The organism is Streptomyces sp. NPDC043176 (assembly GCF_056436715.1).
The window spans coordinates 60830-70705 of sequence record NZ_JBWKCA010000032.1; the positions used below are offsets into that span (position 1 = coordinate 60830).

Here is a 9876-nt window from a genome sequence, read left to right on the forward strand (position 1 = left end):
GGTCGGTCTCAGCTCTTCGTCAGCAGACCGCGGCGGCGGAGCACCGCACGCTCCAGCGGGCTGAAGATCAGCAGGTCGATGGCGATGCCGACGATCAGGATCAGGATGATCGCCAGGAAGATCCCGGCCATGTCGATGTTGTTGCGGCCGTTCTCCAGGAGCTGGCCGAGGCCGAGCCCCAGGTCGGGGGAGGACGCGATGATCTCCGCGGCCATCAGCGAACGCCACGAGAACGCCCAGCCCTGCTTGAGACCGGCCAGGTAGCCGGGGAGCGCGGCCGGCATCACGATGTGCCAGGCGCCCCTGAGCCCCGTCGCGCCGAGCGTCTGGCCCGCCCGCAGGAAGAGCGGCGGGACCTGGTCGACACCGGCGACGAGGCCGTTGGCGATGGACGGGACGGCGCCGAGCAGGATCACCGCGTACATCATGCTGTCGTTGAGGCCGAGCCACAGGACGGCGGGCGCCACCCAGGCGACCGACGGCAGGGACTGCAGACCGGCGAGGATCGGTCCGATCGCCGCGCGCACGAACTTCACGCGGGAGACCAGCAGACCCAGCGGGGTGCCGATGGCGAGCGCCAGGAGGAACCCGAACAGGGCCCGGGACACGCTGGTCCACAGCACCTCGATGAGCGTGCCCTCCCGCCACATCGTGGTCAGGCTGTCCCATACGGCGGACGGCGCGGGCAGCTTGTACTCGTCCGTCACCTTCAGCGTGACGAGCAGTTGCCACACGACCAGGACGAGGACGACGGCGACGACCGGCGGGAAGACCTTCTTGAGCAGCACCTCACGGACCGGGGTCCGCCGGATCTGCACGCTGTCGAGAGCGTCCAGGCCCGCTTCGAGGCCGGCGAGGTCGTCCGTCTTCGGCGACGTCAGGGCGGTTTCAGTGCTGGCCATGGCGGCGGATCTCCCCACGCAGGTGCTCGGTGATCTCGAGGGACAGCTCCGCGACGGCGGCGTCCTCGATGCGGCGCGGCTGAGGAATGTCGATGGTCCACTCGTGCGCGATCCGGCCGGGCCGCGAGGAGAGCAGGACGACACGCTCGGCCAGCCGCACGGCCTCGCGCACGTTGTGGGTGACGAAGAGCACCGACAGCTTCGTCTCCCGCCAGATCCGGGTCAGCTCGTCGTGCAGCACGTCCCGGGTGATGGCGTCGAGCGCGGCGAACGGCTCGTCCATCAGGAGCAGGTCGCTGTCCTGGGCGAGCGCGCGGGCCAGCGCGACCCGCTGGCGCATGCCGCCGGACAGCTCGTGGACCCGCTTGCCGTACGAGCCGCCGAGCCGCACCAGGTCGAGCAGCCGCTCGGCCTCGGTGCGCCGCTCGGCCTTGGGCACCCCGCGCAGCCGCAGGGCCAGTTCGATGTTCTTGCCCGCGGTGAGCCACGGGAACAGGGCGTGCTCCTGGAACATCAGGGCCGGCCGGCCGCCGGGGGTCTCGATGGACCCCGCGGACGGCCGGTCGAGCCCGGCGACCAGGTTGAGCAGCGTGGACTTGCCGCAGCCCGAGGCGCCCAGGAGGGTGACGAACTCGCCCGGCGCGACATCGAGCGAGATGTCGTCGAGGACGAGCTGCCCGCCGGCGGGTCCGCCGAAGGACTTGGAGACATGCTCGATGCGGGCGGCATGGGTCACCGCCGCACGGTCCTCGGCCTTGGCGAGCGTCGCGGTCGTGGCCATGGTCGTCACCTCCTGGTAAAGCGGAACTCGGGCTGCTGCACGGGTGTCTGAAGCCGGCTGCTCGGTGGGACTACTTCGCGCCGAGACCGGCGTCGGAGACCTCGGGCTGCCCCGCGGCCTTCAGGACCTTGTTGAGCGGCTTCAGGTCGTAGATGCCGGACAGCTCCGGCTTCTTCAGGAGACCGGCCTTCACCGCGTGGTCGGCCTGCGCCTGGAGCGTGGCCGCCAGCGGGTCGTTCGTGAACTGGATGGACGGCCACGCGGCGTCGATCACCTTGGCGCCCAGCGCCTTGCCCGAGAGGTCCTTCAGCTTGGCGTTGGCCGAGGCCTTCGCCTTGTCCGGGTTGGCGTTGATCCACTCGTTGGTCTTCACCGCGCCGCGCAGGAACGCCTCGACGACGTCCGGGTGCGCCGCCAGGAACTTCTGCGACACGATGATGTTCGTGATGACGAACTTCTTGTCCGGCCACAGGTCGGACTCGTCGAGCAGGACCTTCGCGCCGTCGCTGACCAGCTTCGACGCGGTCGGCTCGGGCACCCAGGCGCCGTCGATGGCGCCGGAGGCGTAGGCGTTCGGGGTGACCTTGTTGTCCGTGCGGACCACGGAGACGTCGCCCTTGCCGCTCTGGGCGTCGACCTTCCAGCCCTTCTCGGAGATCCAGTTGAGGAAGGCCACGTCCTGCGTGTTGCCGAGCTGCGGGGTGGCGATCTTCTTGCCCTTGAGGTCGTCCAGGGTCTTGATCTTCGCCGGGTTCACCACGAGCTTCACGCCACCGGAGGCGGCGCCGCCGACGATGCGCAGGTTGGAGCCCTTGGTCTTGACGTAGCCGTTGATGGACGGCGAGGGGCCGATGAAGCCGATGTCGATCGAGCCGGCGTTCAGCGCCTCGATCTCGGACGGGCCCGCGTTGAAGGTGGTGGGCACCAGCTTCGTGCCGCCCAGTTCCTTCTGGAGGATGCCCTCCTGGTCACCGACGAGTGCGGTGGCGTGCGTGAGATTGGGGAAGTACCCGAGCCGTACGGTGTCGGCGGAGAGCTTCTCGCCCTCGGTGGCGACGTTCTTCTTCTCGTCGTTCTTGGCTTCGGAGCCGTAGCCGCAGGAGGCGAGCGCGCCGATCAGCAGCGGGAGAGCGGCGGCGGCGGCGAGGCCGCGGCGCAGGGTGGTACGGGTGGTGGCAGGCACGGGAAGTGTTCCCCTCGATTCAGCTTCTGCAAAGTCTGCGTTTATGTCGTTCGGGGTGGAGCGGGTGGAGCCGTGTCGCACCGCTCGCGCGGCGCATCGAGGTCAGCACGCACATCGCGCGACACCTCCCCGGCCCGCGCCGAGGGCACCGGAGCCCACCCGGCCGCCCTCCTTCGCGAAGGTGGCATAGAAGTCCTGGCTCATGTCAGAAGTCCCACCCTTCTTCCTCGTCCACCGCGGCGACGGCCTTGGCCGTGGCGAAGGACTCGCCCGCCATGCCCGCCGCGAGTGTGGTGCCGTCCGCCGGGTCGATCAGGAGGAACGAACCGGTGCGCCGGGAGTCCGCGTACGCGTCGAGCGCGAGCGGCTCGGCGGTGCGCACGACGACCCGGCCGATGTCGTTGGCGACCAGCTGCCCGGGGTTCGGGTGCTGGGACAGGTCGTCCAGGGTCAGCCGCGAGGGGATCTCCTTGACGATCGCCTTGACCGTGCGCGTGGTGTGCTTGAGCAGGACCCGCTGCCCCACCGAGAGCGGCTGGTCGGCCACGTGGCAGACCGTCGCCTCGACGTCCTGGCTGGTGGTCGGGGCGTCACCGACCGGGGCGAGCAGGTCGCCGCGCGAGATGTCGATGTCGTCGGCGAGCCGGATCGTGACCGACTGGGGCGCCCACGCGATGTCCACCGACTCGCCCAGCGCGTCGATGCCGGTGATCGTGGAGGTCTTCCCCGACGGCAGGACGGTGATCTCCTCGCCGACCCGGAAGGCACCGGCCGCGATCTGGCCGGCGTAGCCCCGGTAGTCGGGGTGCTCGGCGGTCTGCGGGCGGATCACGTACTGGACGGGGAACCGCGCGTGGCAGGCCGTCAGGTCGTGGCTGACCGGGACGGTCTCCAGGTGTTCGAGCACCGTCGGGCCGCCGTACCAGTCCATGTGCGCGGACGGCTCCACCACGTTGTCGCCGGCGAGCGCGGAGATCGGGATCGCGGTGATCTCCGGGACGCCGAGCTCGGAGGCGTACGCGGTGAACTCCTCGGCGATCGCGGCGAAGACGGGCTCGGCGTAGTCGACGAGGTCCATCTTGTTCACGGCCAGGACCACGTGCGGGACGCGGAGCAGGGCGGCGACGGCGGCGTGACGGCGGGTCTGCTCGACGACGCCGTTGCGGGCGTCGACGAGGACCACGGCCAGCTCGGCGGTGGAGGCGCCGGTGACCATGTTCCGGGTGTACTGCACGTGCCCGGGGGTGTCGGCGAGGATGAAGCGGCGGCGGGCGGTCGCGAAGTAGCGGTAGGCCACGTCGATGGTGATGCCCTGCTCGCGCTCGGCCCGCAGGCCGTCGGTGAGCAGCGCCAGGTCGGGCGCATCCTGGCCCCGCTTGATGGACGCGGCCTCGACGGCCTCCAGCTGGTCGGTGAGGACCGACTTGGAGTCGTGCAGGAGGCGGCCCACCAGGGTGGACTTGCCGTCGTCGACGGACCCGGCGGTGGCGAAACGCAGCAGGGTGGTGGCCGAGACGTCGGCGAACTGCTCGGTGGACGTGCTCATTAGAAGTACCCTTCGCGCTTGCGGTCTTCCATCGCGGCCTCGGACATCTTGTCGTCGGCGCGGGTCGCGCCGCGCTCGGTGAGGCGGGAGGCGGCGATCTCGGCGATGACGGCGTCGAGCGTCGTGGCGTCGGAGTCGACGGCACCGGTGCAGGACATGTCACCGACGGTCCGGTAGCGGATGAGCCGCTTCTCGACCGTCTCGGTGTCCTTGGGGCCGCCCCACTCGCCGGCCGTCAGCCACATGCCGTTGCGGGCGAAGACCTCGCGCTCGTGGGCGAAGTAGATCTCCGGCAGTTCGATGCCCTCGCGGGCGATGTACTGCCAGACGTCCAGCTCGGTCCAGTTGGAGAGCGGGAAGACGCGGACGTGCTCGCCGGGCGCGTGGCGGCCGTTGTACAGCTGCCACAGCTCCGGGCGCTGGCGGCGCGGGTCCCACTGCGAGAACTCGTCGCGCAGCGAGAACACCCGCTCCTTGGCGCGGGCCTTCTCCTCGTCGCGGCGGCCGCCGCCGAAGACCGCGTCGAAGCGGTGCTGCTGGATCGCCTCGGTCAGCGGGACGGTCTGCAGCGGGTTGCGGGTGCCGTCCGGGCGCTCGCGCAGCTTGCCCGCGTCGATGTACTCCTGGACGGAGGCCACGTGCAGGCGCAGCCCGTGCTCGGCCACCACGCGGTCGCGGTAGGCGAGGACCTCGGGGAAGTTGTGCCCCGTGTCGACGTGCAGCAGCGTGAAGGGGACCGGCGCCGGGGCGAAGGCCTTCAGCGCCAGGTGCAGCATGACGATCGAGTCCTTGCCGCCGGAGAACAGGATCACCGGCCGCTCGAACTCGCCCGCCACCTCGCGGAAGATGTGGACGGCCTCGGACTCCAGAGAGTCGAGGTGCGACAGCGCGAACGGACTGTCCGTGGTGTCGTGGGCGTGGGCGACGGTGGTCACAGCAGACCCCTCTCGGTGAGCAGCGCGTGGAGCTGCGCCGCGGACTCCTGCACGGTCTGGTTCTGGGACTCGATCCGCAGGTCGGGCGTCTCGGGGGCCTCGTACGGGTCGTCGACGCCGGTGAGGCCGGAGATCTCGCCCGCCGCCTGCTTGGCGTAGAGGCCCTTCACGTCACGGACCGAGCAGACGTCCACCGGGGTGGCCACGTGCACCTCGACGAAGGCGGTGCCCTCGGCCTGGTGGCGCTTGCGGACCGCCTCGCGGCTGTCGGCGTACGGGGCGATGACCGGCACCAGGACCTTCACGCCGTGCGAGGCGAGCAGCTCGGCGACGAAGCCGATGCGCTGCACGTTGGTGTGCCGGTCCTCGCGGGTGAAGCCGAGGCCCGCCGAGAGGAACTCGCGGATCTCGTCGCCGTCGAGGATCTCGACGCGGTGGCCCTCGTCACGGAGCCGCCCGGCCAGCTCGTACGCGATGGTCGTCTTACCGGCGCTCGGCAGGCCGGTGAGCCAGATGGTGGCACCGGTCACGTGGTTCTCCTGGGAGGTCTGGGAGGTCTGAGGGGTCGTGGTCATCAGCCGTGGATCCCGCATTCGGTCTTGGCGCGGCCCGCCCAGCGTCCGGCGCGGGCGTCCTCGCCCTCCACGACGCGGCGGGTGCAGGGGGCGCAGCCGACGGAGGCGTAACCGTCCATCAGGAGCGGGTTGGTGAGGACACCGTGCTCCATGACGTACGCGTCGACGTCTTCCTGCGTCCAGCGGGCGATGGGGGAGATCTTGACCTTCTGCCGCTTCTCGTCCCAGCCGACGACCGGGGTGTTCGCCCGGGTCGGGGACTCGTCGCGGCGCAGGCCGGTGGCCCATGCGCGGTACGCGGTCAGGCCCTCCTCCAGCGGCTTGACCTTGCGCAGCGCGCAGCACAGGTCGGGGTTGCGGTCGTGCAGCCGGGGGCCGTGCTCGGCGTCCTGCTCGGCCACGGTCCGCCGCGGGGTCAGCGTGATGACGTTGACGTCCATCACGGCGTCCACGGCGTCGCGGGTGCCGATGGTCTCCTCGAAGTGGTAGCCGGTGTCGAGGAAGACGACGTCCACGCCGGGACGGACCCGGGAGGCGAGGTGGGCGACGACCGCGTCCTCCATGGAGGAGGTGACGCAGAACCGCTCGCCGAAGGTGTCCACGGCCCACCGCAGGATCTCGAGGGCGGGGGCGTCCTCCAGATCACGGCCGGCCTGCTCGGCGAGTGCCTTGAGGTCGGCCGCGGTGGCTTCCTGGCCTTCTTCGCGCTGAGTGATCGTCATATCTCTTCCCTCCCAGGGGTGTTGCCCGAAGTCGCCGGGGCGAGCAGCCCCAGGAACTTCAACTGGAAGGCTCGACTGCACGCTGCGCATTCCCAGGCGCCGTGACCCTGCTCGTTCGGACGCAGGTCCTCGTCGCCGCAGTAGGGGCAGAAGAACGGGGCCGCACGCTCGCTCACGACAGCGACTCCTCGGATGCGCGGGCCGTCCAGGTCGCGAAGCGCTCGCCGGTCTCGCGCTCCGCCCGGAAGCGCTTGAGGACGCGCTCCACGTAGTCGGGGAGCTCGGCCGCGGTGACCTTGAGGCCGCGGACCTTGCGGCCGAAGCCGGCCTCGAGGCCGAGGGCGCCGCCCAGGTGCACCTGGTAGCCCTCGACGCGGTTGCCCTCGTCGTCCAGGACCAGCTGGCCCTTGAGGCCGATGTCCGCGACCTGGATGCGGGCGCAGGCGTTCGGGCAGCCGTTGATGTTGATCGTGAGCGGCTCGTCGAAGTCCGGGATGCGGCGCTCCAGTTCGTCGATGAGCGAGGAGCCGCGGCCCTTCGTCTCGACGATCGCGAGCTTGCAGAACTCGATGCCGGTGCAGGCCATCGTGCCGCGCCGGAACGGCGAGGGGGTGACGCGCAGGTCCAGCGCCTCCAGCGCGGCGACGATGCCGTCGACCTGCGCCTCCTCGACGTCGAGGACGAGCATCTTCTGCTCGGCGGTGGTGCGGACCCGGCCGGAGCCGTGGGTCTCGGCGATCTCGGCGATCTTCGTCAGGGTGGCGCCGTCGACCCGGCCGACGCGCGGTGCGAAGCCGACGTAGAAGCGGCCGTCGTTCTGCCGGTGGACGCCGACGTGGTCGCGCCACTGGCCGGCGGGCTGCTCGGGCGCGGGGCCGTCCGTCAGCTTGCGCTTCAGGTACTCGTCCTCCAGGACCTGGCGGAACTTCTCCGGGCCCCAGTCGGCGACGAGGAACTTCAGTCGGGCGCGGTTGCGCAGCCGGCGGTAGCCGTAGTCGCGGAAGATCGAGATGACGCCCTCGTAGACGTCCGGGACCTCGTCGAGGGAGACCCAGGTGCCCAGGCGGACGCCGAGCTTGGGGTTGGTGGAGAGGCCGCCGCCGACCCAGACGTCGAAGCCGGGTCCGTGCTCGGGGTGCCGGACGCCGACGAAGGCGATGTCGTTGATCTCGTGCGCCACGTCGAGCAGCGGCGAGCCGGAGACCGCGGACTTGAACTTGCGGGGCAGGTTGGAGAAGTCCTTGTTGCCCACGATCCGCCGCTGGATCTCGTCGATGGCGGGGGTGCCGTCGATGATCTCGTCGGCGGCGATGCCGGCCACGGGCGAGCCGAGGATGACGCGCGGGGTGTCGCCGCAGGCCTCGGTGGTCGACAGGCCGACCGCCTCCAGGCGGTTCCAGATCTCGGGGACGTCCTCGATGCGGATCCAGTGGTACTGGACGTTCTGGCGGTCCGTGATGTCGGCGGTGCCGCGGGCGAACTCCTCGGAGATCTCGCCGATGACGCGGAGCTGCTCGGTGGTCAGCCGGCCGCCGTCGATGCGGACGCGGAGCATGAAGTACTCGTCGTCCAGCTCCTCCGGCTCCAGGACGCCGGTCTTGGTGCCGTCCAGACCCTGCTTGCGCTGGGTGTAGAGACCCCACCAGCGCATGCGCCCGCGCAGGTCGTTGGGGTCGATGGAGTCGAAGCCGCGCTTCGAGTAGACCGTCTCAATCCGTGTCCGCACATTGAGACCGTCGTCGTCCTTCTTGAACTGCTCATTGCCGTTCAGAGGGGTGAAGTGCCCCACGGCCCACTGACCCTCGCCACGGTGGCGCCCGGCCTTGCGGCGGGCGGCGGCGGGAGTGGGGTTTTCCGGGGTGGCGGCCATGGCGTCTTGTCCTTCGGGACTGCGAGAGGGCGGCTCTGACCTGCACACTCGCGCTCAGGTCAGAGGGTGGCGCGTCAGTGCGCAGCAGGGTGGGGCAGAGTCGGGCTGAAAAAGAATCGCGGCGGTGCTGGTTCTCTCAGCGCGCCGGACAGATGGCGCTGGACATGCGGCCGAGGTCGACGTGCCGCCGACTCACCAAGGCAATTCCAGTTCCAGACATGACGGAAGCGTGTCACGGGACTTTGGACCCAGTCCAGCATCGTCCAGCATTCGGACGTAGTCGTCTCGCTTGATGGGACAGTGTGTTCTGGGTCACGCGAAAGGGGCCCAGATCAGGGCCCCTTTGCGGTGCTTCGGAGGTTCCTCCGGTACGGCTCAGGCGTGGGCGCCGGGCCACGGGCCGGGGGTCTCGGCCTCCTCGGCCTCCTCGACCTTGGTGTCGAACAGCCGGAAGCCGCGCCGCTCGTAGTTGGCCATCGCGTGCGGGCCGTCGAGCGAGCAGGTGTGCAGCCAGACCCGCTTGGTCTCCTCGCGGTCCGGCCAGCGCTCGGCCAGGTCCCACGCCCGCGCGGTGCCGTACGACAGGAGGTGCCCGCCGATCCGGCGGCCCCGGAAGGCCGGGATCAGGCCGAAGTAGACGATCTCCACCACGCCGTCGTCCTGCGGGTCCAGCTCCACGTACCCGGCCGGCGTCCCCCTGTCGTACGCCACCCAGATCTCCGCGCCCGGCTTCTCGACGATCTCCTGCCACTGCCGGTACGTCAGCGACAGTCGGTCGGACCAGCGGATGTCGCCGCCTACGGCGGTGTAGAGGAAGCGGCTGAACTCCGCCGACGGCACCTCGGCCCGCCGGATCCGGACGTCCTCGCCCTCCGGCGGGGTCGCGGGACGCAGGTCGGACGGCGAGGTCTGTTCGAGGGACCAGGTGGTGAGAGTGATGCTCATGGGCTCATCGCATCATGCGGAGCGCCGGATTCCCAGACCGGGCCTCCGGCGCCCGGCCGTCCCGGGTGCGGCAGGCGGACGGCCGGGCGGCCCCCGGCGGCAGAGCGCCCGGCGGGCGCTCCCTCGGGCACGTGTCCGCATGCTGGACAGGGGGGTCGGGCTGGGGGCGTCTTGCCGTTCAGGCCGGGCTCGCGGGGCCCGGCACGCACGCTCGCCGCGTAGTCGTCGGTCGCCGACGCTCCGCGTCGGCTCCCTCCTCCGCCTTGCGATCGCGCGCACCGGGCCCCGCTCCCTGATCCGGCCCGAACGGCAAGACGCTCCCCTAGGGCCTGTCTGACCATTCCCGTCGGGTCCGGACCGCCCGGCACGCACGCTCGCCGCACGGCCGAAACGCCCAAGTAGCTCCTTCCCCAAGCT

General features: G+C 70.6%; 11 protein-coding genes. All 11 read right to left on the reverse strand.

Annotated features, from left to right (window positions below):
• Window positions 1-8: 8 nt before the first annotated feature.
• Window positions 9-902 (reverse strand): ABC transporter permease, encoded by an 894-nt coding sequence (locus AC067A_RS34025; RefSeq protein ID WP_479247018.1) that lies wholly within the window; start codon window positions 900-902, stop codon window positions 9-11.
• Window positions 889-1683: an ABC transporter ATP-binding protein gene (locus AC067A_RS34030; protein WP_479247020.1), complete on the reverse strand. Its 795-nt coding sequence runs from the start codon at window positions 1681-1683 to the stop codon at window positions 889-891. Before AC067A_RS34030 ends, AC067A_RS34025 begins: the two co-directional genes overlap by 14 nt.
• Before the next feature lie 70 nt (window positions 1684-1753).
• The gene (locus AC067A_RS34035; protein WP_479247022.1) at window positions 1754-2866 is read right to left on the reverse strand and encodes an aliphatic sulfonate ABC transporter substrate-binding protein; all 1113 of its coding nucleotides are present in this window, start codon (window positions 2864-2866) and stop codon (window positions 1754-1756) included.
• Window positions 2867-3071: 205 nt separating this feature from the next.
• Entirely contained in the window at window positions 3072-4412 is a 1341-nt protein-coding gene (locus tag AC067A_RS34040) for a sulfate adenylyltransferase subunit 1 (protein ID WP_479247023.1), read from the reverse strand.
• Window positions 4412-5347, reverse strand: coding sequence for a sulfate adenylyltransferase subunit CysD (gene cysD, locus AC067A_RS34045; protein ID WP_033210002.1), 936 nt, complete (start codon window positions 5345-5347; stop codon window positions 4412-4414). The genes AC067A_RS34040 and cysD overlap by 1 nt, the downstream gene beginning before the upstream one ends.
• A complete protein-coding gene (cysC, locus tag AC067A_RS34050) occupies window positions 5344-5922 on the reverse strand; it encodes an adenylyl-sulfate kinase (RefSeq protein WP_376481238.1) in 579 nt (192 codons plus the stop codon). The genes cysD and cysC overlap by 4 nt, the downstream gene beginning before the upstream one ends.
• Window positions 5922-6644 carry a phosphoadenylyl-sulfate reductase gene (locus tag AC067A_RS34055; RefSeq protein ID WP_479247024.1) on the reverse strand — a complete coding sequence of 241 codons (723 nt, stop codon included), beginning with the start codon at window positions 6642-6644 and terminating at the stop codon, window positions 5922-5924. The genes cysC and AC067A_RS34055 overlap by 1 nt, the downstream gene beginning before the upstream one ends.
• Window positions 6641-6820 (reverse strand): hypothetical protein, encoded by a 180-nt coding sequence (locus tag AC067A_RS34060; RefSeq protein WP_017238256.1) that lies wholly within the window; start codon window positions 6818-6820, stop codon window positions 6641-6643. The genes AC067A_RS34055 and AC067A_RS34060 overlap by 4 nt, the downstream gene beginning before the upstream one ends.
• Window positions 6817-8514, reverse strand: a complete 1698-nt coding sequence (locus AC067A_RS34065) for a nitrite/sulfite reductase (RefSeq protein WP_479247026.1) — start codon at window positions 8512-8514, stop codon at window positions 6817-6819. The genes AC067A_RS34060 and AC067A_RS34065 overlap by 4 nt, the downstream gene beginning before the upstream one ends.
• A gap of 136 nt (window positions 8515-8650) precedes the next feature.
• Entirely contained in the window at window positions 8651-8734 is an 84-nt protein-coding gene (locus AC067A_RS34070; RefSeq protein ID WP_310591794.1) for a putative leader peptide, read from the reverse strand.
• A gap of 155 nt (window positions 8735-8889) precedes the next feature.
• Window positions 8890-9459, reverse strand: a complete 570-nt coding sequence (locus AC067A_RS34075; RefSeq protein WP_479247027.1) for a GNAT family N-acetyltransferase — start codon at window positions 9457-9459, stop codon at window positions 8890-8892.
• Window positions 9460-9876 lie beyond the last annotated feature (417 nt).

What these genes read in the sequence shown, in the direction of transcription:
- AC067A_RS34025 (WP_479247018.1), bottom strand. Translation starts at nt 902, where the DNA reads ATGGCCAGCACTGAAACCGCCCTGACGTCGCCGAAGACGGACGACCTC.
- AC067A_RS34030 (WP_479247020.1), bottom strand. Translation starts at nt 1,683, where the DNA reads ATGGCCACGACCGCGACGCTCGCCAAGGCCGAGGACCGTGCGGCGGTG.
- AC067A_RS34040 (WP_479247023.1), bottom strand. Translation starts at nt 4,412, where the DNA reads ATGAGCACGTCCACCGAGCAGTTCGCCGACGTCTCGGCCACCACCCTG.
- cysC (WP_376481238.1), bottom strand. Translation starts at nt 5,922, where the DNA reads ATGACCACGACCCCTCAGACCTCCCAGACCTCCCAGGAGAACCACGTG.
- AC067A_RS34055 (WP_479247024.1), bottom strand. Translation starts at nt 6,644, where the DNA reads ATGACGATCACTCAGCGCGAAGAAGGCCAGGAAGCCACCGCGGCCGAC.
- AC067A_RS34065 (WP_479247026.1), bottom strand. Translation starts at nt 8,514, where the DNA reads ATGGCCGCCACCCCGGAAAACCCCACTCCCGCCGCCGCCCGCCGCAAG.
- AC067A_RS34070 (WP_310591794.1), bottom strand. Translation starts at nt 8,734, where the DNA reads ATGTCTGGAACTGGAATTGCCTTGGTGAGTCGGCGGCACGTCGACCTC.
- AC067A_RS34075 (WP_479247027.1), bottom strand. Translation starts at nt 9,459, where the DNA reads ATGAGCATCACTCTCACCACCTGGTCCCTCGAACAGACCTCGCCGTCC.